At 68.7% G+C, this 25,593-nt stretch carries 26 protein-coding genes; 25 read left to right on the top strand and 1 reads right to left on the bottom strand.

The window, feature by feature from the left end:
• Positions 1 to 137: 137 nt before the first annotated feature.
• From OO69_RS36505 to OO69_RS36415, 19 genes are all read left to right on the top strand, one after another.
• On the top strand, positions 138 to 947 hold the full coding sequence (locus tag OO69_RS36505; RefSeq protein ID WP_106971174.1) for a hypothetical protein: 810 nt from the start codon (positions 138 to 140) through the stop codon (positions 945 to 947).
• Positions 948 to 1,050: 103 nt separating this feature from the next.
• Positions 1,051 to 1,764, top strand: coding sequence for a Flp pilus assembly protein CpaB (gene cpaB, locus OO69_RS36500; RefSeq protein WP_033285204.1), 714 nt, complete (start codon positions 1,051 to 1,053; stop codon positions 1,762 to 1,764).
• A gap of 9 nt (positions 1,765 to 1,773) precedes the next feature.
• Complete coding sequence (locus tag OO69_RS36495; protein WP_033285203.1) at positions 1,774 to 3,024, top strand: AAA family ATPase; 1,251 nt, start codon at positions 1,774 to 1,776, stop codon at positions 3,022 to 3,024.
• Positions 3,025 to 3,029: 5 nt separating this feature from the next.
• Complete coding sequence (locus tag OO69_RS36490) at positions 3,030 to 3,419, top strand: TadE family protein (RefSeq protein ID WP_033285202.1); 390 nt, start codon at positions 3,030 to 3,032, stop codon at positions 3,417 to 3,419.
• Between the two features lies 1 nt (position 3,420).
• A complete protein-coding gene (locus OO69_RS36485) occupies positions 3,421 to 3,774 on the top strand; it encodes a TadE/TadG family type IV pilus assembly protein (protein WP_033285201.1) in 354 nt (117 codons plus the stop codon).
• A 57-nt stretch (positions 3,775 to 3,831) separates the two neighbouring features.
• The gene (locus OO69_RS36480; protein WP_033285200.1) at positions 3,832 to 5,172 is read left to right on the top strand and encodes a CpaF family protein; all 1,341 of its coding nucleotides are present in this window, start codon (positions 3,832 to 3,834) and stop codon (positions 5,170 to 5,172) included.
• 11 nt (positions 5,173 to 5,183) lie between these two features.
• On the top strand, positions 5,184 to 6,125 hold the full coding sequence (locus tag OO69_RS36475; protein ID WP_033285199.1) for a type II secretion system F family protein: 942 nt from the start codon (positions 5,184 to 5,186) through the stop codon (positions 6,123 to 6,125).
• Positions 6,126 to 6,141: 16 nt separating this feature from the next.
• Positions 6,142 to 7,032 carry a DUF5936 domain-containing protein gene (locus OO69_RS36470; protein ID WP_033285198.1) on the top strand — a complete coding sequence of 297 codons (891 nt, stop codon included), beginning with the start codon at positions 6,142 to 6,144 and terminating at the stop codon, positions 7,030 to 7,032.
• Positions 7,033 to 7,425: 393 nt separating this feature from the next.
• Complete coding sequence (locus tag OO69_RS36465; RefSeq protein ID WP_199811098.1) at positions 7,426 to 8,610, top strand: histidine kinase; 1,185 nt, start codon at positions 7,426 to 7,428, stop codon at positions 8,608 to 8,610.
• A 62-nt stretch (positions 8,611 to 8,672) separates the two neighbouring features.
• Entirely contained in the window at positions 8,673 to 9,548 is an 876-nt protein-coding gene (locus tag OO69_RS36460) for a response regulator (protein WP_033285196.1), read from the top strand.
• 211 nt (positions 9,549 to 9,759) lie between these two features.
• Positions 9,760 to 9,957, top strand: a complete 198-nt coding sequence (locus OO69_RS36455) for a Flp family type IVb pilin (RefSeq protein WP_033285195.1) — start codon at positions 9,760 to 9,762, stop codon at positions 9,955 to 9,957.
• Positions 9,957 to 10,562, top strand: coding sequence for a pilus assembly protein TadG-related protein (locus OO69_RS36450; RefSeq protein ID WP_033285194.1), 606 nt, complete (start codon positions 9,957 to 9,959; stop codon positions 10,560 to 10,562). Before OO69_RS36455 ends, OO69_RS36450 begins: the two co-directional genes overlap by 1 nt.
• Before the next feature lie 34 nt (positions 10,563 to 10,596).
• Entirely contained in the window at positions 10,597 to 11,178 is a 582-nt protein-coding gene (locus OO69_RS36445) for a hypothetical protein (protein ID WP_033285193.1), read from the top strand.
• Positions 11,179 to 11,233: 55 nt separating this feature from the next.
• Positions 11,234 to 11,821, top strand: coding sequence for an OmpA family protein (locus OO69_RS36440; protein WP_234444629.1), 588 nt, complete (start codon positions 11,234 to 11,236; stop codon positions 11,819 to 11,821).
• A 239-nt stretch (positions 11,822 to 12,060) separates the two neighbouring features.
• Positions 12,061 to 12,759: a TnsA-like heteromeric transposase endonuclease subunit gene (locus OO69_RS36435; protein ID WP_234444622.1), complete on the top strand. Its 699-nt coding sequence runs from the start codon at positions 12,061 to 12,063 to the stop codon at positions 12,757 to 12,759.
• Positions 12,756 to 14,906: a helix-turn-helix domain-containing protein gene (locus OO69_RS36430; RefSeq protein WP_033285269.1), complete on the top strand. Its 2,151-nt coding sequence runs from the start codon at positions 12,756 to 12,758 to the stop codon at positions 14,904 to 14,906. Before OO69_RS36435 ends, OO69_RS36430 begins: the two co-directional genes overlap by 4 nt.
• 32 nt (positions 14,907 to 14,938) lie before the next feature.
• On the top strand, positions 14,939 to 16,018 hold the full coding sequence (locus OO69_RS36425) for an AAA family ATPase (RefSeq protein ID WP_234444621.1): 1,080 nt from the start codon (positions 14,939 to 14,941) through the stop codon (positions 16,016 to 16,018).
• Positions 16,015 to 18,642: a TniQ family protein gene (locus tag OO69_RS36420; RefSeq protein WP_158713468.1), complete on the top strand. Its 2,628-nt coding sequence runs from the start codon at positions 16,015 to 16,017 to the stop codon at positions 18,640 to 18,642. The genes OO69_RS36425 and OO69_RS36420 overlap by 4 nt, the downstream gene beginning before the upstream one ends.
• A gap of 111 nt (positions 18,643 to 18,753) precedes the next feature.
• Positions 18,754 to 19,323 (top strand): DUF4240 domain-containing protein, encoded by a 570-nt coding sequence (locus tag OO69_RS36415; protein ID WP_033285188.1) that lies wholly within the window; start codon positions 18,754 to 18,756, stop codon positions 19,321 to 19,323.
• On the opposite strand, the gene OO69_RS36410 is transcribed toward OO69_RS36415, so the two are convergent.
• A complete protein-coding gene (locus tag OO69_RS36410) occupies positions 19,302 to 19,712 on the bottom strand; it encodes a hypothetical protein (protein ID WP_051801465.1) in 411 nt (136 codons plus the stop codon). The two genes, OO69_RS36415 and OO69_RS36410, sit on opposite strands and share 22 nt — an antisense overlap.
• A 274-nt stretch (positions 19,713 to 19,986) precedes the next feature.
• Between OO69_RS36410 and OO69_RS36405 the strand changes: the two genes are divergently transcribed.
• The 6 genes from OO69_RS36405 (at position 19,987) to OO69_RS36380 (ending at position 25,503) form a co-directional block, all read left to right on the top strand.
• A complete protein-coding gene (locus OO69_RS36405) occupies positions 19,987 to 20,331 on the top strand; it encodes a hypothetical protein (RefSeq protein ID WP_324604577.1) in 345 nt (114 codons plus the stop codon).
• 28 nt (positions 20,332 to 20,359) lie between these two features.
• On the top strand, positions 20,360 to 20,662 hold the full coding sequence (locus OO69_RS36400; protein WP_033285186.1) for a hypothetical protein: 303 nt from the start codon (positions 20,360 to 20,362) through the stop codon (positions 20,660 to 20,662).
• Between the two features lie 247 nt (positions 20,663 to 20,909).
• Positions 20,910 to 23,168 (top strand): Tox-REase-5 domain-containing protein, encoded by a 2,259-nt coding sequence (locus OO69_RS36395; protein ID WP_033285185.1) that lies wholly within the window; start codon positions 20,910 to 20,912, stop codon positions 23,166 to 23,168.
• A 98-nt stretch (positions 23,169 to 23,266) separates the two neighbouring features.
• Positions 23,267 to 23,965 (top strand): hypothetical protein, encoded by a 699-nt coding sequence (locus OO69_RS36390; protein WP_033285184.1) that lies wholly within the window; start codon positions 23,267 to 23,269, stop codon positions 23,963 to 23,965.
• Positions 23,962 to 24,477, top strand: a complete 516-nt coding sequence (locus OO69_RS36385) for a hypothetical protein (RefSeq protein WP_033285183.1) — start codon at positions 23,962 to 23,964, stop codon at positions 24,475 to 24,477. The genes OO69_RS36390 and OO69_RS36385 overlap by 4 nt, the downstream gene beginning before the upstream one ends.
• A 6-nt stretch (positions 24,478 to 24,483) precedes the next feature.
• On the top strand, positions 24,484 to 25,503 hold the full coding sequence (locus tag OO69_RS36380; protein ID WP_033285182.1) for a hypothetical protein: 1,020 nt from the start codon (positions 24,484 to 24,486) through the stop codon (positions 25,501 to 25,503).
• Positions 25,504 to 25,593 lie beyond the last annotated feature (90 nt).

Raw genomic sequence — 25,593 nt, 5'->3', positions numbered from 1 at the left:
TCACAGGGGCGTGGTTACAGTGCTGAGGTAGTCACGCAGTGAAGTCAACTCGGTGTGCCGGAGTAATGCCGGTGGGCCGACAGGCGTGAGACGGGGAGCTGCGCGTGCCAACTGCCATTGCCGTGACCAGCGCCGACATGGCGCTGCCGCCACAGGACGAACGGACCCTGCCCGCCGTCGTCCTGCGGGACCTCGATCAACGACCGCTGGACCAGGCGCTGTCGGAGATGCAGGCCCTGATCGACCAGCACGGACATGTCGTCGTCGTGTCCTCGCAGGCCGTGTCCGAGGGCGTCGACCGACGGCTGCACACGATCCGGTCCATCCTGGAGACCGACCGGATCGCCCTGTTCCGCCCGAATCTTCCCCCGCTCGGACTCGCCGTCCTGGCCCGGCAGTTGAGGCAGCTCGCGTCCTGCGACCTCAGTCCCGGCGTGCTCGCCTCGGCGGGCCGGCTGCTCACGCACTACATCCACGCCGGCGCGCTCCTCGGCTCGGTCACCAAGCTGGACCGGGTCCCCGTCGGCCTCAAGCAGCACGCCAAGTCCTGGGTGCCCGGCAGTCAGTTCGCGGTGATCGCCCACCCCGAGCCGCAGTTGGTCCGGGTCGGCCCCGGAGTCACCCTGGAGGGGCCGGAGTTCGGCACCTGGATGCTGGTCGCCAAGGGGCAGCTCCAGTCCGACTGGATCGGCACCACCCTCGCCCCGGCGTGGAACGCGATGGGGCTGCGCGAGGCCACCCTGCCCGCCGAATCGGTGACTTGGTGGGGTACGAACAAGCTGATCGAGTTCTGTACGTATCTGCCCGACCTGTCGGTGCTGTACCAACTGGTCACCTCTGTACGGCAGTCCGTGTGCCACTGGTGCGGTATCGACGTCATCGGCGACCGTTGTGTCTTCTGCTCCGCCACACCGCCCGTTCACGAGAACCAAACATCGAGCGGATAAGTCCTCAACTCACAGGACACGCTTACAGCACACGAATTCGCCAGACCCGGTTCGATCCGCTCATTTCCGCTCGACCGATATCCCCAATGAGGTTGTACGGTTCATGAACTCCCGTCAGCGCCGCGGCGTGATACTCCTGCTCCTGTCGGTGATCTGCGCCCTCGGCGCGTTCGCCGGCGTCCTCTCCGTCATCCGTGACGTGAAGTCCAAGGTCGGTCCCGAGGTCACGGCGTACCAGGTCAAGGACAACGTGGCGCCCTACACGGCGCTGACCGCCGCGCAGTTCAAGAAGATCGAGATGCCCAAGCGGTGGCTGTCGGACACCGCCGTGACCGATCTCCGGCAGATCCAGGGCAAGATCGCGGTGACCACCCTGCGCGGGGGCTCCCTGCTGCAGACCGACATGATCGTGGACCAGCCCGCCCTGAAGCCGGGGGAGCAGGAGGTCGCCATCATGATCGACGCGGCGACCGGCGTCGCCGGCAAGATCACACCGGGCTCGACGGTCAACGTGTACGCCACCTTCGCGGGCGCGAAAGAGGGCGACCCCGACCAGTCCAAGATCATCGTGACGAACGCGAAGGTCATCGACGTCGGCCACATCACCGCCCTCGACCCCGGCAGCAACAGCGACAAGAACCAGCAGCAGTCGACCAACGGCGTGCCGATCACCTTCGCGCTCTCCACGCTCGACGCCCAGCGGATCACCTACGCCGAGTCGTTCGCCGAGCGGGTGCGGCTCGCGCTGGTGGCACCCGGCACCGATACGACCGTCCCCGACAAGGACCGGACGTACGAACTCGCGAAGGACAAGTGAGAGGCCCGCATGCCCACCAGGATTCTTCCGGCGGTCGGAGACGCGGACGCCATCCGCGCCATCACGACCCTGCTCAGCCAGCTCCCGGACGCCGACCCGGTGGCCCCGGTGGCCGACTCGACGCAGCTCATCGACACCCTGGCCCGGCTCGCCGCCGAGTCCGTCGACGAGCTGCCCGAGGTCGTGGTGGTGCATGAACGCATCGGTCCCGTACCGGCGTTGGAGCTCGTCCGCGAAGTGGCCCTGCGCTTCCCCGCGGTGGGCGTCATCCTCGTCACCACCGACGCCAGCCCCGGCCTCTTCCAGGCCGCCATGGACTCCGGCGCCCGCGGCCTGATCGCCCTGCCGCTGAGCTACGAGGAGTTGGCCAACCGCGTCCAGGCCGTCGCCGCCTGGTCGGTGGGCGTACGGCGCCATCTGGGCCATGGCGGCGACGTGTTCACCGGTGTCGGCGGCACCGTCGTCACGGTCAGCGGCGCCAAGGGCGGGGTCGGCGCCACCCTCGCGGCGATCCAACTCGCCCTCGCCGCGCAGGTGTCGGGCCGCAGCGTCGCGCTCGTCGACATGGACCTCCAGACCGGGGACATCGCCTCCTACCTGGACGTGCAGTTCCGCCGTTCCGTCGTCGACCTCGCCGCGATCACCGACATCTCGCCGCGCGTCCTGGCCGACGCCGTGTTCCGGCACGACACGGGGATCGCGCTGCTGCTCGCCCCCGGCGAGGGCGAACGCGGCGAGGAGGTCACCGACCGGGCCGCCCGCCAGATCGTCAGCGCGCTGCGCTCCCGCTACGAGGTCGTCGTCATCGACTGCGGGGCCCAGATGAGCGGCGCGAGCGCGGCCGCCGTCGAAATGGCCGACACCGCCCTGCTGTTCACCACCCCGGACGTCGTCGCCGTACGCGCCGCGAAGCGCACCGTCCGCATGTGGGACCGGCTGCAGATCCGCAAGGCCGAGGAGACGACCATCGTCGTCAACCGCTACACACGCGGCACCGAGATCCAGCCGGCGCTCATCCAGCGCATCACCGGCACGACGGTCGCCGCCACCGCGATCCCCGCCAACTTCAAGGAACTCCAGGGCGCGGTGGACGCGGGCCGCCTGCACGAACTCGACAACAAGAGCGTGGTGAAACAGGCCCTTTGGGGTCTCGCGGGCGAACTGGGACTGGTCAAGGTCCCCGAAGTCGCCCAGAAGAGCGGGCGGTTGCGGGGCGGCGGCGACCGCGGCTCGGTGAGCTTCCGGCGTCGTAGGGAGTGAGGGGGATGGACGTGCGCGCGACCGTACGGGAACGGGACCGGGGCCAGACCACCATCGAGTTCCTCGGCATGACCCCGCTGATCATTCTGACGCTGGTGCTGATGTGGCAGTTCGTGTTGGTGGGGTACACCTTCACGCTCGCGGGGAATGCTGCGGACGAGGCGGTGCGCGCGGGCACGGCCGCCACCCGGGGCGACCGGCTGGCCGCCTGCCGACAGGCCGGTCTCGACAAGCTGGACGGCCCGTGGAAGGGGGACGCCACGGTGACCTGCGGAGGCACGGGGTTCATCACGGCCGACGTCACCCTCAAGGTGCCCGTCCTCTTCCCCGGCGCGATCGGCTTCCCCTTCACGGTGCGCGGCCACGCGGGCGCCGTAGAGGAGGAGACGAACTGACATGTCCTACGGCCTCCGAGCGCGCGACCGCGGTCAAGTCGCCATCGAATACCTCGGGTTCATCCCGGTCCTGATCCTCGTCACGCTGGCGGCGGTGCAGCTCGGGCTGGTCGCGTACACCGCGGAGCAGGCGGGGACGGCGGCCCGGGCGGGGGCGCGCAGCGCCTCGCTGCGGCAGGGTGCGCAGCCCGCGTGCAGCGAGGCCGTCAGCGACTGGCTCTCGGTCAGCTGCCCGGCGTCGTTCGGCGGCGACACGGTCTCGGTCACCGCCACCATCCACATCCCGTCGGTCATCCCCGGTTACGACGGCTTCGGGGACGCCAGCAAGACCGCCACCATGCCGCTCGACCACTGAACCAACGACAGAGAACGACAGAGCTCGACTGAACAAGGAGCGAGGAGCACAGCACTCATGGGTCTGCGGGAACGTGTCAACCATCCCGAGGAGAACGGCCATCGGGGCGAGGACGGCCACATGGTCGCCTCGTACCGCGCCAAGCTCCTGGAGGAGATCGACCTCGCGGAGATGAGCGCGCTGGCCGCCGCCGAGCGACGGGCCCGCCTGGAGCGGGTGCTCGGGCACATCATCAGCCGTGAGGGACCGGTCCTCTCGACCGTCGAGCGCTCGCAGCTGATCCGCCGGGTCGTCGACGAGGCGCTCGGCCTCGGCATACTCGAACCGCTCCTCGAAGACGCGTCGATCACCGAGATCATGGTGAACGGCCCGGACGCGATCTTCGTCGAACGCGGCGGCCGCGTCGAGCAGTTGCCGCTCCGCTTCCCCTCCCACGACCAGCTGATGCAGACCATCGAGCGGATCGTGTCGACGGTCAACCGCCGTGTGGACGAGTCGAATCCGATGGTCGACGCACGCCTGCCGTCCGGCGAGCGCGTCAACGTGATCATCCCGCCGCTGTCGTTGACCGGCGCCACGCTCACCATCCGCCGCTTCCCGCGCTCCTTCACGCTCCAGGAGATGGTCGGCTTCGGCTCGCTGGACGAGCACATGCTGTATCTCCTCGCGGGGTTGGTGCACGCGAAGTTCAACATCATCGTGTCGGGCGCGACGGGTACCGGGAAGACGACCCTTCTCAACGCGCTCTCCGGCCTGATCCCGGAGACCGAGCGCATCATCACCATCGAGGACTCCGCCGAACTCCAGCTCCAGCAGTCGCACGTGATCCGCCTGGAGGCACGCCCGCCGAACGTCGAGGGCAAGGGCCAGGTCACGATCCGCGACCTGGTGCGCAACTCCCTCCGTATGCGCCCCGACCGGATCGTGGTCGGTGAGGTCCGCGGCGGCGAATCCCTCGACATGCTCCAGGCGATGTCGACGGGCCACGACGGCTCGCTCGCCACGGTCCACGCGAACAGCGCGGAGGACGCGCTGATGCGGCTGAAGACCCTGGCGTCCATGTCCGAGGTGGAGATCCCCTTCGAGGCGCTGCACGACCAGATCAACAGCGCCATCGACGTCATCATCCAGCTCACCCGCTTCGCCGACGGCGCCCGCCGGATCACCGAGATCGCCCTCCTCGACAGCCACGGCAGCGAGCCGTACCGGCTGGCGACGGTGGCCCGCTTCAGCCCGCAGCCGATCTCCGCCGACGGCCGGGTCTACGGCACCTTCGAGTACTTCCCGCTCTCCCGCCGCACCGCCGACCGGCTCTACATGGCGAGCCAGCCCCTGCCGCAGGCCTTCGGCGTCGCCCACACCGCGGAACAGCTCGCCCTCAGAGAAGCCAGTAGGTAGGGACCGACCCCATGGATCTCCAGACGATCGTCACGCTCACCACCGGCGTCACCCTGCTGACCTGTGTCCTGGGTGTCGCCGGTGTGCACGCCTACGCCGCGGGCAAGGCGCAGCGCGCGGCCCTGGTCGACCGGCTCTCCTCGACCGGCCAGATCCAGGTGGGCCGTGTCCGCCGCTTCCGCGACCTGGACCGCAGACTGCGCCGTACGCGGCTCGGCAGGCAGCTCGAACTGCGCCTGTCGGCAACGGGGTTGGACATGACGCCGGGCGAGTTCTTCGTCTACATGCTGGGCACGGTGGCGGCCCTCTGGCTGATCGGGCAGGCGTCCCTGGCGCCCTTCTTCGGGCCGATAGCAGGGCTGTTGGGCATCGGGGTGGCGATCCAGTTCCTCAACTGGCAGCGCCAGAAGCGCATCGAGAAGTTCATCAACCAACTCCCCGAACTGGCCCGCATCATGGCCAACGCCACCCACGCCGGACTCGCGCTGCGTACGGCGATCAGCATGGCGGCGGAGGAGCTGGAGGCACCGGCGGGGGAGGAACTCGCCAAGGTGGCCAACCAGTTGGCGGTGGGCGCCTCGATGGACGACGCGCTGAGCGAGCTGGCGGACAGGCTCCCGTCCCGCGAACTGGTCGTCCTCGTAACGACGTTGGTGCTCTCCAACCGGGCGGGCGGCCAGGTGGTCAGTGCCCTGCGCAACCTCACGGAGACCCTGGAGGAGCGCAAGGAGACCCGCCGCGAGGTCCGCACCCAGCTCTCCCAGGTCAACATGACGTCGTACGCCGTCCCGGTGATGGGCGTGGGCGCCCTCTTCCTGATGAACGGCGTCAAACCCGGTGCCCTGGACCGGATGACGGGCTCCCCGATCGGCCAGGCCTGCGTGATCATCGCCTTCGGGCTCTACGCGATCGGCTTCATCCTCATCCGCCGCCTGTCCCGCATCGACGTCTGAGGGGAGGAGAACAGACATGGTCGCACTCGTCCTCGCCCTGGTCATGGGCCTCAGCGTGTGGGGCGTCTTCGCGGGCATCCGCATGTACCGCGCCGACGCGAAACTCCCCACCGACCTCGTCCTCGCCCTGGAGGTCGGCTCGACCCGCACCGGCGCGGTCGACTCCCTCATCGACCGCATGGGCATGCGCTACGCCCCGATGGTCCTGCGCCTGATGGGCCCGAAGCTGGTCGCCAAGTACCGCCGCAAGATCGACCTCGCGGGCAACCCCGGCGGCCTGACCATCGACCGCTACGCGGCCCGCCGGGCGGTCTACGGCTTCCTCGGCGGCTTCGGCGGCCTGCTGATGCTGCTGGAGGGCCACTACATCGTCGCCGTCATCCTCTTCGCCTTCGGCGCGTTCTGGACGGAGGTCGGCATCTGGTCGGCGATCCGCATCCGCCGGGACGTCATCGAACGCACCCTGCCGGACTTCCTGGACGTGCTCGCGGTCGTGGTGAGCGCGGGCCTGGGCTTCCGCCAGGCACTGGACCGCGTCGCCTCGAAGTACGAGGGCCCCTGGGCGGACGAACTCCGCATCACCCTCCGCCAGATGGACCTCGGCATGAGCCGCCGCGCCGCCTTCACGGAACTCCGGCGACGCAACGACAGCGAGCAAGTGGCCATGTTCGTCACGGCGTTGCAGCAGGGGGAGGAGCTGGGCGCGCCGATCGTGGACACGTTGGTGTCTTTGGCGAAGGACATGCGCCGCACGGACGCGCAGAACGCCCGCCGCAAGGCGGCCCGCGCGGTCCCCAAGGCCACCATGATGATCACCACGTTCATGGTCCCGGCCACCATGCTGCTCCTCGGCGCGGGCCTTCTCCTCGGCTCCGGCACGGACTTCAGCACGATCACGGGCAAGTAGGGACGGACGGGGGCGACGGGGGCCATGGCGACGACGGACGAACGCGGACGCACGAGACTGCTGCGGCGGCGTCCCCAGCCGACGGAGATCACGACTCCGCCGGCGGGGACGGTCCTGCCGGATCATGTGCGGTCGGGGGCGACGGATATTCCGGTCACGTCGGTGACGCCGGCGTTGCCGGAGGGATGGGCGCCGATAGGGGGCTGGCTTCCGGGGGTACCGAGGCCGCCGACGCAGCCGAGCGTGGAACGGCTGGCCGCAGACGGCGAGGGCGCCCCACAGGGGCCACCCGCACCCGACGACAAAGGCGAAACGGGTGGTGCGGGTGGGAGTCAAATCCCGGCCGAAGGCCGGGAAGTCGCCCTCCCCATCCAGATCAGCGCACTCCAGGCAATGTGCAGGCAGGTCTTCGGCTTCCGCCTGGCGATGATCGCCCTGGCCGCCCCCTCCGCCCTGGTGAACGCCACCCCCGGCGTAGCCACCCGCCTGGTGGGCGCAGCCGTAGTGGTCACCTTCATGGCCTCCTACGTCCTGTTCAGAGACTGGGAACGCTTCGGCCCCCTACTCCTACGCCACCCCTCCCTCCTGGCCGTGGACACCCTGTTCGGCTCCCTACTCCTGATCTCGGCAGGGCCAACCAGCACGCTCGCCTACGTCAGCGTCTGCACCCCCCTCCTCGCCGGCATCGTCTACGGCTGGCGGGGCGCCGGCTGCTTCGCCGGCCTCCAGGCGGTGATCCTGGTGCTGGCGCAGACCGCCGCGGCGGACGCCCACAGGGCCGTGGCACAGGCCTTCCTACTCCCCGGCCTGTGCGTGATCGCGGGCGCGGTGGGAGTGACCCTGCGCAACCTGATGCTCCGCTTCGGCGAGGCCACGACCGCGCTGACGACGGTCCAGGCCCGCCTCGCCGTAACGGAAGCGGTAGGAGCCGAACGGGCACGCCTGGCACGGGAGTTGCACGACTCGGTGGCGAAGACCCTGCACGGCGTGGCCCTCGCGGCGGACGGCCTGGTGGGCTCGGCGGGCGCGGACCACATGAACCCGGCCCTGATCAGACAGCAGGCGGAACTGGTGGCCCGCTCGGCGCGCAGGGCGGCGGCGGAATCCCGCGAACTCCTGGCGGACCTACGACGGGAGTCCAACCCGGACGAGGGCACGGACGTACTCGTCGAACTGGCCGCCCGCACAAGGGACTTCAGCACCAGGACCGGTCTCCCCACGACCTACCGCCCGACCGGCGACCACGGCGTACCGCCGGTCCCGCCCGCCGTGGCACGCCAGCTCCTCACCATCGCGACGGAGGCGATGGAGAACGCCCACCGCCACGCGACCCCCACGAAGGTCGACGTGGAGGCCGGGGTGCACGACAGCCTCCTGCGCATCAGCGTCTACGACGACGGCCGCGGCCTCCCCGCGGGCACGACCCTCGAACAGCTGCGCAGGGCAGGCCACTTCGGCCTGGTCGGCATGGTCGAACGGGCCGCGTCGGTGGGCGCCCGCATCCGGATCGGCCGCGGCGGCCACGACACGGGCACGGAGGTCCGCCTGGAACTCCCGCTGGGAGCCCTGACGACGTAAACCCCGTAAACCTCATCCCCCCACTCGTACAAACGACTTGAGAGACCTGAGAGGAGGCAGCCATGCCGGACCAGACGACGCCCCACCCCGGCGCGCCACAGCCGCCACCGAACCCGTTCGCCAACTTCCCGCAACCGGCCCCGACTTCAGCTCTCCGGGTCGTCGTGGCCGACGACAACCCGGTGGTCCGGGCGGGCCTGACGGCGCTGCTGTCGGGCCGCGCGGACATCACGGTCGTGGCGGAGGCGGCGGACGGCCGGGAGGCGTACGAGGCGGCGCACTTCCACCACCCCGACGTGGTCCTGCTGGACGTCCGCATGCCGGGCGTGGACGGCATCTCGGCGCTGCCGTACCTCGTGCGGATCGCGCCGGTCGTGATGCTCACGTACAGCAGGGAGTCGGAGATCGTCCAGGAGGCGCTGCGGCGCGGGGCGGGCGGTTATCTGGTCCACGGCGAGTTCACGGCGGACGAACTGGTCGCCGCCGTACGGGACATCAGGCAGGGCAGGGCCCATTTCACGCCATCGGCGGCGGGGGCCCTGCTGGCCCAGCTGCGACAGGAGCGGACAGGCCCCTCCCTGCCCGAGGGCCTGGGCTCATACGACTCTCAACTAGGTGCGGCTGCAAACGGAAGAATGCCTTCGGTGGCCCATCCTCAGCCGAATTCTCCCCACGGTCTTTCGCAATTGCAACCACCTGTGAGACAGTCATCCTCGGATAAGTCACGGTTCCAACTGAGCACGAGGGAGGCGGAGATCATGGACCACATCGCGTCCGGCATGACCAACCAGCAGATCGCCGCCACCTGCTTCATCTCCGAGAAGACCGTCAAGAACCACATCAACCGCATCTTCGCCAAGCTCCACAGCACCAGCCGCTCCGAGGCCGCGGCCAAGTGGCTTGGTACGACGCCTGGTTCGGCCCGAGGGCTGGGGTGACCGGTGACGCCGCGACGGAGGACCCAACTGCCGGGCCTACGGCCCCGGTTCGGTGACGGGCGGGCCCAGTGCGAAGTCCGGGACTCCGATTGGGCCCGATTTTGGGCCCTGGGGCCCTCTGGCGTACCCGTAGTTCGGGCATACCGTTCTCATGTCGAAAGCGGCACCGGCGACGAGGAAGCCGGGATCGAGTCTCTCGGAGGGGAACACCATGAGCAACTGGATCAACACCACCGTGACGTACCTTCAGGCCCGCGCCGCCCGCAGCGACAAGGGGCAGACCGCGGTGGAGTACCTGGGCATCATCGCTGTGGTGGTCGCGATCGTGCTGGCGATCACGGGTACGAGCATCGGTTCGACGATCCTCGACGCGATCAACAACAAGATCTCCGAGGTCACCGGCGGCTGATGCCGCCCCGTAGGTACAGCGACGCAGGGCAGGCCTTCCCCATCTACATCACGGTGGTGGCGGGTCTGCTCTTCCTCGCGTTCGCCTACGTCGCGGTCGGCCAGGCCGCGGTGAACCGGAGCGGCGCCCAGACGGCCGCCGACGCGGCGGCGCTCGCGGCGGCCCAGGAGACCCGGGACCAACTCGCGGGCCAGTGGGTGGAGGACGTACTCGATCCGACCAAGTGGCAGGACATCTTCGACGGCAACGTGCCGGGACTCGTCGACGGATGTGGGCGCGCCGGGCAGCTCGCGGGGCAGAACGAAGCCCACGTGACCGATTGCGCGCCGCCGACGGGGGTCCCCCTGCAGTACACGGTCACCGTCGAGACGGACAAGCCGGTCGGAGACTCGATCGTGCCCGGCACGGAGGACCAGCACTCGACAGCCCATGCCACCGCCGTGATCGAGCCGCGCTGCACGTTCACACCCCTCGGCGCGGACGCTGGGGACGACGTGCTGCCGAAGCTCACCTGCAAGGACGGCATCGACTGGAACCTGGATCCGCTCCACCTCACCGATCTACCGGGACCCGAGGACCTCTTCGACGTCCACCTGGCTGACTGACAAGCGAACGACGAGTGATGAGGGAAGCAGAGTCATGAGCATTCGGTTCACTTCGACGGCCCGCAGGGGGACGGTCGCCCTGGCTGTCGCGGCCGGTCTGGCCCTCGGCGTGGCCGGCTGCGGGAGTGGCGGCGACGACAACAAGAAGCCGGACACCACGGCCTCGGCCTCCAAGAGCAGCGGATCCGATCCGAGCGCTCAGGAGGGGCAGTCGGAGACGCCTCTGGCCGAACTCAGAGGGACCGACGGACTGCTCCTCCAGATCACCTCCGCCGACAGGGACTCGGGCGGGTTCGTCACCGTGAACGGGGTCCTGAAGAACGACGGTGACAAGTTGCTCGTGATTCCGTCGGCCCTGCGCGGCGACGAGACCGAGATCCTTCAGCATGGTACGTCGCTCGGCGGGGCCACCCTCGTGGACTCCAAGGGGAAGAAGCGCTACTACGTGCTGCGGGACACGGACGGCCGGCCGCTCACCACGACAGGCCTCACGACGATCAAGGCGGGCGGCACGGTGGCCGTCTTCATGCAGTTCCCGGCGCCCCCTTCGACCACCACCGAAGTCTCCTTCGAACTACCGACGTTCCCTGTCGGCACGATCAAGATCTCCGGATGAGGCGGCCGTGACCACCACTCCCCGTCTCGCCCTGGTCGTGACCGCCGCCACGATCATGGTCGCCGCGAACATCGTCGGTGCGGTGGCCGCGCACGCCGACGACACCCCGAGCCCGAGCGTCCCGCCGGGCACCGAGGCCTCCGCCTCCGCCCCGGTGCAGGTCGACCCGAACGACCCGGACCTGAAACTCCCCGAGGGCGGAACGCTCGCCGCCCCCAAGGTCCTGGACATCAAGTCGGTCGTGGAGGACCAGGGCGGTGAGGAACGCCGTGAGGACACCAACTCGGACGTGACCTTCGCCCTCCAGGCCGAGGTCCTCTTCAGCAAGGACAGCTCCAAGCTGAGCGCCGAGGCGAAGTCCCGTATCGACGCGATCGCCGAGGAGATCAAGAAGCAGAACGCGTCGACGGTCCGCGTCTTCGGCTTCACCGACAACCTCGGCTCGTCCGCCCACGGCGACATCCTCTCCAAGCAGCGCGCCGATGCCGTACAGGCGGTCCTGGACTCGGACTTGAACAACCCGAACATCACCTTCGAGGTCCGCGGCTACGGCGAGCAGTACCCGATCGCCGACAACTCCACGGAGGCCGGCCGCAAGAAGAACCGCAGGGTCGAGGTGACGTTCCCGCGGACGGAGAGCTGAGGGACGTCCCCACGTGACCGTCCTCATTGTAGGGTCTCAAAACTCGCTGCATAATCTCAGCGAGTTCTGCACGGCGGCGGCATTTATGCCGCCGCCGTGAGACTCGCAGGTCGGAGCGTCACCTATTCGGGTGGCGAGAGCGGTGATCCACCCCGCTTGCGTTCGCCGCGCTGGAACCTTTGCTGCATAGGAAGTTGATGTGCGGCTGGGGGTGTGCGGTGGGGGAATTTGCTGCGTCTGTGAGCGTCCGGCCCGAGGGGCGTGCGGTGATGGAGGACCGGCCCTGGAGCGAGGCGTCTGTCGAGCTCTTGGCATCGGCGGTGCCATGGCGAACGTTTCGCTGGTTCAAGGGCCAGAGGCACTACTCGGGTATCTACTGGTCGGCGACGACGAGCGACCACGTGATCTACGAGTCACGGCTGGAGTTGGCACGTCTGCTCTTCGCCGATTTCGATCCTTCTGTACGCCACATCGTGGCCCAGCCGTTCCTGCTGAAGGCGGCACTGGAGGGGAAGGTTTGCAAGCACATCCCGGACTACTTGCTGATCACCGGGCAAGGGCTCGTGGTGGTGGACGTCAAACCGCTGTACCGGGTGTCCAAGCCCGAAGTGGCCTTCACCTTCGACTGGACCCGCAGGGCGGTGGAGTCGCGCGGATGGCAGTACGAGGTCTGGAGCGAGCCGTCACCGGCGGAGTTGGAGAACATCCGCTTTCTGGCCGGCTATCGCCGGTCCTGGCTGTTCGACACCGATCTCCTGGACGAGCTTCGTGGCGCCGATCTCGATGGTGCTCGGTTGGGGCAGATCGCGAGCCAGGTTCCGGGATACGCCGAGCCGCAAGTGCGCGCTGCTGTGCACCATTTGCTCTGGGCCCGTGAGCTCCTCGTGGACCTCGATCGACCACTCGACCCGTCCCGGGTGTGCCGGAGGCCGGCATGAGCGGTGCTGGAGCAAGGGTCGGGATCGGGACGCGGTTTCGCTACGACGGAGAGACCGTCGAGGTGGTGCAGATGGCTGCGACCACGGCAGGTAATGAAGTAGTCCTGAAGGATGGCCGGGGGCGGCTGCTGCGACTGTCACTCGCGGAGCTGCTGTTCTCCGACCGGGCGGCCGTCATCCCTGATGTGCCGGGGCCGTCGGCCGATGACGACGCAGAGATCGCGTCTGTGGTGCTAGGGCAGCTGGGGACGGCGGAGCGGGCGAAGCTTCTGGAGCGGTCCGAACATGTGCGAGAGGTCATCACCGGCTTCCGGTCGGGAAGTTCGGAGTTGGCGCGGGAGGGCGAGCCCCGCCAGGAGTACTCCCCGGATCTGTCCCGGGAATCCCGGTACGCGGCCAAGGCGGCCGAGCTGGGGGTGTCTCTTCGCACGGTGAAGCAGTGGGTCGCTGACTTCCGTAGCCATGGTGAGGCCGGTCTGGTGGCGAAGAAGGGGCTGGCCCGCAGGTCGCCGACGAAGGTGGACGAGCGGTGGGTGGAGACCGCTTTGGAGGTGATGGTCGAGCACACCGGGGAGTCGAAGCCGTCGCGGACGATGGTGATCGAGCGGACGCGGGCCCGGGTGATCGCACGGTTCGGGCCGGATGTGGTGAAGCTGCCGAGCCGTGCGACGGCGTTTCGGTTGCTTGAGGATCTGGAGCGGCAGCATCCGCTGTTCCGGCTGAGCACGAAGCGGAACCGGGACATCGCGGATCGTCCGGACGGGGTCTACGGGAAGCTGCGGCCGACACGGCCGGGCGAGTACCTGGTGATGGACTCCACGCGCCTGGATGTGTTCGCCTTCGATCCGCTGACGCTGCAGTGGCTGCAGGCTGAACTTTCGGTCGGAATGGATTGGTACACCCGCTGTATCACCGGGATTCGGATCACGCCGGTCTCGACGAAGGCGGTCGATATCAGTGCGGTGCTCTATCAGTCGTTCCGCCCCCGTCCGGCGGGGCGTGACTGGCCGCGGCACGCAGTCTGGCCCGAGCACGGCATTCCCCGGACGGTCCTGGTGGATGTCGAGGCGGTCGAGGGGCCGGGCTTCGCCTCGCCGCCGCTGGTGCCGGAGACGCTGGTGGTCGACCACGGCAAGGTCTATGTCTCGGAGCATCTCACCAGTGTCTGCCGCCGGTTGGGGATGTCGGTACAGCCTGCGAGGCTGCGGACGGGCCGGGACAAGGGGCCCGTGGAGCGGTATTTCCGGACTCTGCGGGAGGGGCTGCTGCAGGCCCTGCCGGGCTACAAGGGCCCGGACATCCACTCGCGGGGCGAGAGCCCGGAGGACGACGCGTTCTTCTTCCTCGACGAGCTGGAGGAGATCGTCCGGGAGTGGACCGCGACGGTGTACCACTGCCGGACGCATGCGGGGCTGGTCGATCCCGGAGTGCCGGGACTACGGCTTTCACCTGCCGCGATGTTCGAGCACGGCATGGCCAGGGCCGGTTACATCGAGGTGCCCCGGGATCGTGACCTGGCCTTCGAGTTCCTGCGGACCGAGTGGCGCACGATCCAGCATTACGGCGTCGAGATCGGCCGCCGCCGGTACAACGGGCCCGCGCTCAATCCCTACCGCAATGCCAAGAGCCCACATCGGGGCCCTGCCGAGGGCAGTTGGCCCTTCCAGGTCGACCCCGACGACATCACTCGGATCTACTTCCGTGATCCGGCCGATCGCCGCTGGCACCCATTGATCTGGGAGCACGCGCCGTCGGCCGACATGCCGCTGAGCGAGGACGCGCTGGCGTTCGCCCGGAAACTGGCGGCGGCGAAGTACCGCTACCCCGACGACCGGCTGGCCGTCGCCGATCTCTTGGAGCGCTGGAACCTCGGCCTGGGAACCTCAATCGCCGAGCGGCGAATGGCGCTGCGGCTGTCGCGCGAACAGGCCGGCATCGAGCTGCCGGAGACCGATGGCGAGGCGGAACGGGTCGTCTCACTGCCCTCCGTACGCAAGGCACTGGGCCAGGAGGCGGGGCCGTCGGAGCCAGTCGCAGCGGAGCCGGAACCGGAGGCCGTGGCCGAAGGCGGCGATGACGACGACGCCGATCTGGAAGACCTCACCGACGAGGACGACTTCTACGCCGATGCCCTGGAGGACGTGTGAGCCCTGTTGCCGCATTGTCGAACCTGGGCAACTTGGCTCTGTCGAAGAAGGAAGACTTCAAGGCGTTCGCCGACGCGCCCCGGCGACAGCAGCCCGAGGCGCTGACCCGGAAGCAACTCAAGGAGCTCGGCGCGCAGGCGCGGGCCGAGTACGACCGGTCGCGACGGGAATGGCATGCCAACCTAGGGCCGATCAAGACCCCGCAGATGGTCGAACTGCACGAGGACCTGTGGGACATCACCGACAGCAACTTGCAGGACGGCGACAAGGCCAAGGGGGCGGTGGCCGTCGACGCCTTTCCCGGGCTGGGCAAGACCACGTCGGTCCTGGCCTTCCTGCGCGAGTTCCACCGCAGAGAGATTGCCGAGAGAGGCGAGTTCACCGAGCAGGGCCACGAGCGGTGGCCGGTCTGCCGGGTCGGACTGACCGGCAACACCGGCATGAAGGACCTGAACCGGGCCATGCTGGAGTTCTTCGAGCATCCCGGACGGTCCCGAGGCACCACTATCCAACTCGGTCGGCGGGCTCTGGACTGCATGCTGTCCTGCGAGGTCCGGGTGCTCGCCCTCGATGACCTGCACTTCCTCAAGTGGGGCAGAACGAGCGGCATCGAGGTCAGCAACCATCTGAAGTGGATCGCCAACGAGTTCCCCGTGACCCTGCTGATGGTCGGGGTCGGACTGGCCGACAAGGGTCTGTTCAGCGAGGGATCCGCAGCGGGGGACACCGCGCTGGCTCAGACCGGACGTCGCACGACCCGACTGGACATGCGGCCCTTCACGATCACGAACGAGATGGGGCGACGGGAGTGGAACCAGATGCTCCTGGCGCTGGAACAGCGCATCGTCCTGGCTGACAAGCACCCCGGGATGCTCGCGCACGACCTGTCCGACTACCTCTTCTTCCGCAGCACCGGCCACATCGGCTCCCTCATGACGCTGATCATCCGCGGCTGCCAGCGGGCCATCCGCAGCGGCAGTGAGTGCCTGGACAAGGAGTTGCTCGACCGTGTGAAGAACGACGAGGCGTCCGAGAACGCCCGCCGCGAACTCGAAGCGGCGCTGGAAGCCCGCCGGCTGACCAGCCGCCCTCGCTCCCGAAAAGCCTCGTGACAGACGTGCCGGGAACATTCCCCATCCGGATGCAGCCCCTGCCCGGCGAGGCTCTGGACTCCTGGCTTGAGGCGTTGGCATTCCGACTTCACACCCAGGTCGGCGACGTCCTCGCGGGCCTGGGAGTCGACACCTCGGAACAGCAGACGGCAGACACGGTGTCGACGGAGACGTTGACCAGGCGCCTGGCTCCCGCGCAGGCAACGGCGATCTCCCGGACGACCGGGGTGCCCGCCGCCACCTTGCACACCATGACAATGGCCCACTACGAGGGGCAGGCCGTGGTCCTCGGGCCACGCATGGAACTCGCCGCTTCGACGCGTTGGGGCAACAGCACCGGCTCTCGCTTCTGCCCGGATTGCCTGGTCGAATCGAGTGGCCGTTGGCAGTTGAACTGGCGACTGGGCTGGACGTTCGCCTGCATCAAGCACAACCGCCTGCTGGCCGACCGCTGCCTGCAATGCCACCGTCCCCTACGGGCACGTCCCGCCGCCAGCCGAGAGATCCCGCGTCCTGGGCACTGTCCGAACACGTTCCGGAAAGGCCACGCCGATGCCCGGCCCGGACGCTGCGATGCCGACCTGACCCGGCAGGTCGCCCCAAGGCTTGAGGACGGCCATCCCGCGCTCCACGCGCAACGACTCGTGGACGCGATGGTCGAGAGTGGAACCGCTGACTTCGGCCCCTACGCAGAGCATCCACAGCCCAGCCTCGGCGCACTCGCGGACCTGCGAGCTGTCGTCGGCCAGATCTTCGTCCATGCCCCCCGCACGCAACTGGCCGAACGCCTTCCTGCCGACCTGCCCCTCACCACGGAGGAAGCGAACACCCTTCTCACCTACGCCGACTCCAAGGTCCTCAAACGCCGAGGAATGCTCGCCCCGAACAGCGCGGCGATCACCGCAGTCGGCGTCACGCTCGCCGCGGAGATCTTGACCCAACCGGACATTCAGCAAGCCGGTGCAGCTCTGCGCTGGACCATCGCTACCGGCGCTGGTCCGCAGGACTGGCAAGGACGCCCACCGCTGGGGCCCTGGGGGAAAGCCACCACCGAGACCCTTCGCTCAGTGCAGCTCGCGGCCGCTGGTCCCCGCCTTCGCGCTGTCGAACAGCTCCGGCATCGCACTATCGCCACCCGCCCGGGCGCCCAACCGCCGAGCCGGATCCGCGAGCGCTTCCGGTCTCTGCCCACCGCATTCTGGCCCGAACTCGCTCTGCCCCTCGTCCCGCCCCTGCAGCACCAACACCGGATCAGCAGGCCGGCGCTGTCCTGCTTCGTCGGCCTCGTCGGAAACCTCCACTCCGCCACAGCCGTCGCCGGACTTCTCGGGAAGGGGACAACTGGCTTCATGGCGTCTCGGATGCTCGCCCACCTGCACGATCACCAGCAATGGCCGGACATCCAGACCGCGCTCCTGCGAATCGCGGAGTACCTCGACGCCAACCCGTCACCCATCGACTACGAACGACGCAGGAGCATCGACTACACCGGTCTGCTGCCAGAAGCACAATGGACCGACATCGCACGGGAGATCGGCAGGCAGCGGGGCAGCGGTGCACTGGCCCGGCTTTTCAGGAACTTCCTATTCGTCCGAATCAGCGGCCTGCCGTCCGCGTTGGCGCCGTCCACCTGCACCCCTGCGAACACTTCCGCCCGGTCGCAGCACGTGATGCGCTACCGCCGTCTGACCCCGGTCCTCCTCACGCACCTCGACCACGTTGCCGAGGAGTTCCTCCAGCGCCACGGCGTCAGCGGTGAGCCGGTGACCTGGCACCCACCGGCCGAACTCCTGCGTGGCCTCACCCTGCCCGGACATAGCCCATCAGAGATCGACATCGCGACACTGCACCGACTGATCCGTGAATCCGGCATGACGGCGACTGATGCCGCACGTCACCTCGGCACCACGCTCGACGTCGTGCGCTGCATCCTCGACCGGCACCCAGCCCCCGACCCATCGGCCGGCACCTCACGTCCTTCTCCGGTGTCCGACCCGGTCCGCGCCACCCTGGGCCCGGCCGCGTTCGCGGACCTCTACCTGAACAAGCGCATGTCCCTCGAGGTCATTGGCGCTCTCCACGGCGTCAAACCGGACGTGATCAGAGGCATCGCAGACGAGTACGAGATCCCGATCCGTACACCCAAGGAATACCGGCACCGCCAAGAACTCACCCGCGAATGGCTCCACGAGCAATACGTCGAGCTCGGCCGCACCCTCGACGACGTCGCCGCTGAAACTGGAATGACGAGGTCGAACGTCGCCAAACGGCTTAAGAACGCGGGCATCCCGCTCCGTCAGCGTGGAGGCGCCAGCCACCGTGAAGCCCTTCGCGCCCAAGCCCAGGCGCGCCAAGCACCCCGACTTCTGCAGCCCGCGCTGAACAGCCCCGCCGCAGAGAAGCGCCTCAGGCGCTTTGTCGCAGCCTCCACCCACCCCACGCTGCACGAGGCAGCCCGCACACTCGGCCTGCACAACAGCACCCTCGTCAACCAACTCAACCGGCTGGCACGTGAGCTGGGTGGCCCACTGCTCGAACGAGCCGAACGAGGCCGCCCGATGAAACTCACGCCACTCGGCCAGCGGGTCGTCAGGGCCGCAACGGCTTGGCTATCCGCACCGTGACCCCGATGGGACTCGAAACTCAGGATCGACTCAGGCAGCACCGTGATCACGGTGGAGGTCGTACACCCCAGCAGGACTCGCTGTCAGACCCAACTGGCAGAGTGCCCAGCCATGGACACCTCTGAGTTCTGGACCATCATCGAGGCCGCCCGCTCGGCCAGTACGCCAGACAGGCCTTTCGCGGAAGCCCTAGTCAACGAGCTGGCCGCCCGTACCAAGGACGACATCCTTCGCTACCAGGAACGCTTCGACGAGGTGCATGACGCTGTGTACCGATGGGACATGTGGGCCGCCGCCTACCTCATCGGCGGCGGCTGCTCGGACGACAGCTTCATGGACTTCCGCGCCGGCCTGATTGCGCTGGGCCGCGACTGGTACGAGAAGGCAGCGGCTCACCCGGACAGCCTCGCTGAGCACCCGGCAGTGATCGCCGCCGCGGAGGTGCACCGTGACGAGGCTCTCTTCTACGAGGACGTCAACTACGCCGCCAGCGAGGCGTTCAAGCACGTCACCGGAGATGAAGAGGACTTTTACGAGGCCTGGGACGCATACAGAGCCACCCGGGACAGTTCCGAACAGGACTCCGGAGACATGGGTGAAGACTTCGACTTTGACGACCCCGATGAGATGCGAAGTCGACTCCCGCAGCTTGCTGCCCTCTACCTCCGTGACACACACTGAACGGCAAGCCCCGGCCAGCGCGTTGAGGCCGAGGAATCCAGGCGGTGAAATGCGCCGTCGAACTCTCGGGATCTGAGCAGGTCGGCGATCACTGTCACCATCCCTGGGATGCCCGGAGCCCGCACGACCAAGCCGTTGGAGCACCAGAAGTACTTGCCGCCCGCTGCTTCTTCGGTCTCTTCCCACCGCTTCATCAGCCGATCGACCTCGGCGAGAGTGAAGATCGTCGCGCTCCAGCGCGAGCCATCAGGTAGATGAACCTCGACATCAACATTGCAGACTTCGTCGAGTGATTCGTCAGGGCCGGGGAGGAACAGTGCATCGAACTCTTCGGCGCGGACGCGGTAGTACGGGCCGTCCCACCCCGCGTCGGTCTGGAATCTGCTCATGCCGGTTGTCACCGCAGGAGCATCCCAGCACCTTGGACGCCCATCCAACAGAGTTTGGGGTAGCTCCGCGGCCCCTTGCGACGAGCGGCCGGAAAAGGGTGGTCAGCATCCGTGCGGATGCTGAAGGATCGGCGCCGTGGACACAGTCATCCAGTGGGTGCGCACTTCTTGGACAAAACGATCTCGGGGTGGACCTGAAGCTTCCCGCCGGAACGCGGTCCCAACGGCCTTTCCCCTGCCGCTTCTGGCACCCCCCTACGTCCATGAAGTCCTCATGCACGAAGCAGACAGCTTCCAGCCCCGATTCGTCACCCGGGAGGGTCTGCCCGACTCCGCCGCGGACACCGGCGTGGTTCTACGCGAAGACGGCGCCAAGCTGCGCGTTCAGCCGGCCGTGACCCCGTTCGGCATGCCCCGCAGGTGGAGGCGGCCGCCAGCAGTCCGGCTGGCACGCGGCGAATGGCTCCGCTGGCAGGTCAACTACCGCTTCGCGGGCACCCACGGCGGCGAATGGACCTACCGCCTCGACACCCTCAACATCGCATACGGCACCGCAGCTTCCGAGCTGTTCCTGGGCACCCCTACTCGCTCGGTCAATGAACTCGCCGCGCTCCGGTGACCCCAGTCACCATGGGCCGATGACATGGATGCGCTGCTACTGGGACGAGGAAGACATCTGGTTCTACTTCGAGGTCGACGCAGAGGGGTGGGTGACTCGGCAGATCGAGCTCCATGGCCCCGGGCTGACCCCGATCGCAGCGGCATCCCTCAGCGAATGGCAGCAGGCGCAGGATGCGGGCCGCCTCGATGAATACGACAGCAGGTTCGGGGTCACAGCTGAACTGCCCGTCTCAGAATGGGAAGGCCACGACCCCGAGGAATTGACCTCCGACCAGTTCGAGAAGGTCTGGGACATGGCCCGCCGACAGATCAAAGCCCGACAACCGTGACTCCTGACGTGGGCCATGAGGAAATGCCACCCGTCCTGAGACAAGAGTGCTTGGCCACGGCGCGAGACAGTCCGAGAAGCTGCTGGTCAGCGCGATGCCTTATGACATGAGCCGCGAGATCCTACAGTACTTGGGTACCGATTTAGGCCCACGGGCCCATCTCGGGCACCCGTCCCGTCCCTAACCTCTGGAACCTCTGCAAGGTCTTGTCGCGCTGGGAGCGACGTCGGGGGACGGGGGAGACACCATGGCCTCGATCGGAGGAGTGCCGGAAGTGCCGGGCGGGCAAGGTGAGTTGAACGGGCGCAGGGACATGCCCGTGCCGCTCGCCGCCGCGCTGGTGCTGGTGCACGTACTCTTCGCGGTCACCCTCGTCGGCGGGCTCGGGCTGCTGATGACCGCCGGGGCCTACGACGCCCTCGACGGACAGGTGATCGCCCTCGTCGCGTACGCCGCCGCGCCCGGTGTCCTCGGTTGGTGGCTCGCCAGGCGGAGTTGGGAGGGCGGGACCTTCGTCCGGCGTGGACTCCTCGCCGTACAGGGCTGGTTGATCCTCGGCGGGGTCGTCAACCTCGTCTCCGGGTCCGCCCGCGGGGGGTTGCAGCTCCTGCTGCCGATCCTGATCCTCTTCTTCCTGTCCCGGCCCGAAAGCCGTCAGTGGTACGGGCTTTCCGGCCTGGAGCGCGTGGAGCGGCGGCCGTTCTCCCTGTCCCGGCTGATCCGTTGGCGCCGGGACGAGGGGCAGACGGCGGTCGAGTACGCCGGGTTCATCGCCATCGTCGCCGCGATCATCACCGCGCTGCTGGTCAGCGGCCTCGGCACGCAGATCTTCGGCGGCATCCAGTCGGAGGTCTGCAAGGTCACCGGCCTGGCGTGCCCGGCCGTAGCAGGCAGCGACACGGACACGGACACAACCGCCGGCAACAACAACGCCGACGGCAACGGCGGAACCACAAACGGCGGGACCACCGGCTCCACCGGCACGGGCACCACCACCGGTACCACCGGCACCACCGACGACCAGAAACCCGCCCCCGCCCCCGCCGACGACAAGAAGGACGACAACGACAACAAAGGCGACGACGGCTGCTTCTCCGGCATCGGCGCCTTCTTCGGCTGCGCCGGCAACCAGGTCAAGCAAGTGGGCCAGGGCCTCTTCGTCGACGGTGTCTGGGGCGACGTCACCGGTATCTACGACATGGTCCGGCACCCCTGGGACACCCTGAAAGGCATCGGCGACTACGGCAAACAGCTCGGCGACGACTGGTCGAAGAACTCCAAGGACGCCGGCAAGAAGTGGTCCGACGGCGACTACGGCGGTGCCCTGTGGGACTGGGCCGGTGCTTCCGTCAAGACCGGCGGCACGGTCCTCTACGACGTGTTCATCGGCGACGACGTGGCCAAGGACTGGAACAACGGCGACAAGACCCGCGCCGTCAGCCACGTCCTCTGGAACGCGGGCTCCCTCTTCATCCCGGGCTATGACGGCGCCAAGGTCGTCGAGAAGCTCGGCGACCTCGGCAAGATCGGCAAGCTGGGGAAGCTCGGCAAGTTCGCGGAGGAAGCCTCCAAGGCCGCCGAGGACGCCAAGAAGGCGGCCAAGGCAGGCGACGTAGAAGGTGCCGAGAAGGCGGCGAAGGAAGCCGACGACGCGGCGGACGAGGCCGAGAAGAAGGCTCGCGAGTCCGGCTGCACGATCGGCGCCCCGGCGCACCGGATCCCGTACGGCGACAACGGTGGCGGTGGTCCCGGGCTGCTCGGCGGCACCGGTACCGGCACCACCGTCCTGGCCGCCGGCGCGTCCTCCCCGTACGTCCTCCTCGCCGAGGACGGCTGCGACGAGGACGCCAAGAAGGAGGCCGAGGAGGCCCGCAAGGAGGAGCGGGAGGCCTACCTGGCCAAGAAGCGGGCGGAGGAGCCGGGACGCGCGGCGAAGGCCGCGGCGGCCAAGAAGGAGTACCCCGACCCCAAGCACGGCGACACCTCGGACCCGCGCAACTACAACCCGCCGGACTGGGCCGCCGACCTGAAGAACCACACGCTCGGCGACGCCGACAGCAGCGACGGCTTCTGGGCGAGCCGGGACCGCAACCCCGCGCCCAACTGGCAGAACGAGTCCTGGCTCCGCTACCAGGAGCAGGTCACCGGCACGGTCCGCGGCGAGGAGTACGTGGTCCCGTACCCCAAGAAGGGCGTGCCCGACGTCGAGTTCGACGGCTGGGACGCGGGCCGGCAGACGTATCTGGAGGCCAAGAACGGTTACGAGGGCTACCTCTCCAAGTCCAGCAAGGGGGAGCTGACCCCGTCCGCGAAGGCCGAGTTCGCCACCGAGGCGCGGCGGCAGGTGGCGGCCGCGGGCGGCAAGGCCGTCGAATGGCACTTCTCCAACCCGGACGTGGCCAAGGCAGCCAGGCGGGCGTTCCGCGACGAGGGCCTCGACATCAGGGTCGTCTACGAGAAGCAGAAGCCGGTCGGCGGAACCCGCAAGCCGGGCGCGTTCGGCTAGCTCGACTAGGGTGACGGCAGCCCGACCTGCTACGACACCCGCACACGCAGACATACGCGCGACCAGGGACCACGTACGACGGAGACGGAGACGGAGAAATGCGACGTCTGGTGAGGGGCTTCTGGGGCCCCAGGGAGGAATCGGTCGAGGAGTTGGCCGGCCGCTGGAAGGCGACACTCGACCAGGTCACCCGGCTCCTTCCGCACGCAGCCCTGCCCGCGGAGTGGACGGCGGTCTCCGCGCCGGCCTCCCCGGTGCCGTCGGACGAGGGCAGCCTGCGCGCAGCCCTCCAGGATGCCCGGGCCGCGGACGACTGGTCGAAGGGCACCGGCACCGCTCTCCGGCTCACCGCCACGGGCGCACCCGGCTGGACGGTCGAGGTGAGCGGACTGGCCGGTGGCGACTCCGGGTTCCTGCTCCAGTCACTGGTGATCGGCATCCGCTCACCCGAGGACACCGAGCTGCCCGGCACCCAACTCCTCGCCGCCGTCGCCGAGTTCTGGCACCCCGACTTCGGCGACGTGACCGACGACGACGTACTGGACGCGCTGGAGGACGAGGCGGAGTACGGCGTCGGCGACCCCTGCGTGGGCCGGGCCGGCTATCTCTCGCCAGCACGCGCCGAGTTGGTGCCGGACGACCTGACCGCACCCCGAACAGCCGTCCCCGGCGCGGGCGTTGTCCTCGACCTCGCGACGGAGGACGACGTGGACGCGGTGGTGCGGGCCTTCGAACGGCTGCGGGAGACCGGAGCGCTACGGCCCCTGCCACGCCCCATGGACCGGGCCACGCTGTGACCGCACCCGGCCGGGAACTCCGGGACCTCGACGCGCTGCTCACCGGCCCCGTACCGGCGACCGGACCGACCGTGAGCGAGGGCGACCCGGCCACGGGGGAGTGGACCCGAACCCGAGGCGAGGGCTTCGTGATCGCCCCGCTGTGGGTGGGCAGACCGCTCACCGGCGTGTACGCACCCGAGCGCAACGAGGCGGAAGAGGCGGCGGAGGCCCAACTGTCCGCCCTCGTCCGCCAGTTGGACGACCGCTACGGACCGCACCGCCAAGTCGCCATGCACGTACCGCTCTTCCGCAAGATCGCGGGAGACCCGATGCCCGCCCTCTTCCAAGCCCTGTGCGACGAGGACCTGCTGGGCGACCTCACGGTCTGGGAACCGGTACCGACCGCCCGCCCGGAAACCCCCACCCGCCAACTGGCCGTCTCCCTCAGCCAGTCCGACGGCGACGCCCCCATGATCCTCTGCGCCGTCGTCTCCGACCACCCGATCACCGAGCTCCCCGAAGACGGCTGAACCGCCGTGCCGCACAGCGATCCGTGGCACGACCCGCCCCCGGACGGGCGCCGGACACGGGAGGAACCGGCCCACACCGAAGCGAACGAGCGGGCCACCCTGGACGCGCTGGCGCGGGCCTCGACCGACCCGACGCTCGCGGGCTCGGTCCCCGACCTGCTGCGCCGGCTCCGGCAGCGGCCGTACGACGAGATCGGTGTCGCGGTGGTCGCCGAACGATGCGCCGTGCTCGGCCTCGCCGCCCACCACGCGGTGAGCCTGCTGCGGGACCTCGGTACGCCCCATGGCGAGCAGGCCCTGCTGCGGCTCGTGCGGGACGGCAGGGTGGACGAGGTGAGCCGGGCCTGGGCGAGGGACTCCCTGACGTTGCTGCGCCGCCCCGGGTACGAGGCCCGCGCACGCCAACTCCCCCAGGGGGAAAGCCCGTTGCTGCCGTCCGCCGTGCACGATCTCCCCTACAGCTGGGACACCGGCTTCCAGTGGCCGGCTCAACTCCCGGAAACCGCCGACAACATCGCCCGCGCCCGCGCGATCCTCCAGGCCTGTGCACCCGCAGCCCCCGTATCCGATCCGGTCCCCGCCCCCTCCTGGCACAGCTACGAGGACGAGGGCGAGGACCCGCCCGTCTGGCTCGAAGTCCGCGCGGTGCTGCGGGACTTCATGCCGTACGCGAGCCTGGTCACCGAGGAACGGATGGCCGAGGCGATCCGCGAGTGCGCGCTGCTCACCGTCCCCGGCGTGCCAAGGGACCCGGACAGCGAGGAGGCCGCGCGCTTCGCCCGGCGCTGGGTGACCTGGATCAGCGGCTGGATCGCCGGCGAGGTCTTCACCTGGCTCGGCATGTGCGTCGACGACGACACCCTCGTCACCCCGTGGGCGATGGAACTCGCCGAGCGGTACGCCCGGTTCGGGTTCGTCCCCGACCGGGCCGTGGCGATGCTGAACTGGCACGGCACCGTACCCCGCAGCCGCGAGGCCCTCGCCCGGCTGGCCGCCGAGGGAAGGCTGCCGTCGGACGACCGATGAACCCCACCTCCCCGGCTACTCCGTCTCGACCTCCACCTGAGCCCCAACCCCCAACCCCCACCCGGCCATGACCCCCGCCCCCGCCTCCAC

The organism is Streptomyces sp. NRRL F-525, from assembly GCF_000716605.1.
Classification (GTDB): Bacteria; Actinomycetota; Actinomycetes; order Streptomycetales; family Streptomycetaceae; genus Streptomyces.
The sequence above is the reverse complement of the archived record's forward strand: the minus strand, read 5'-3'. Positions and strand labels throughout refer to the sequence as shown.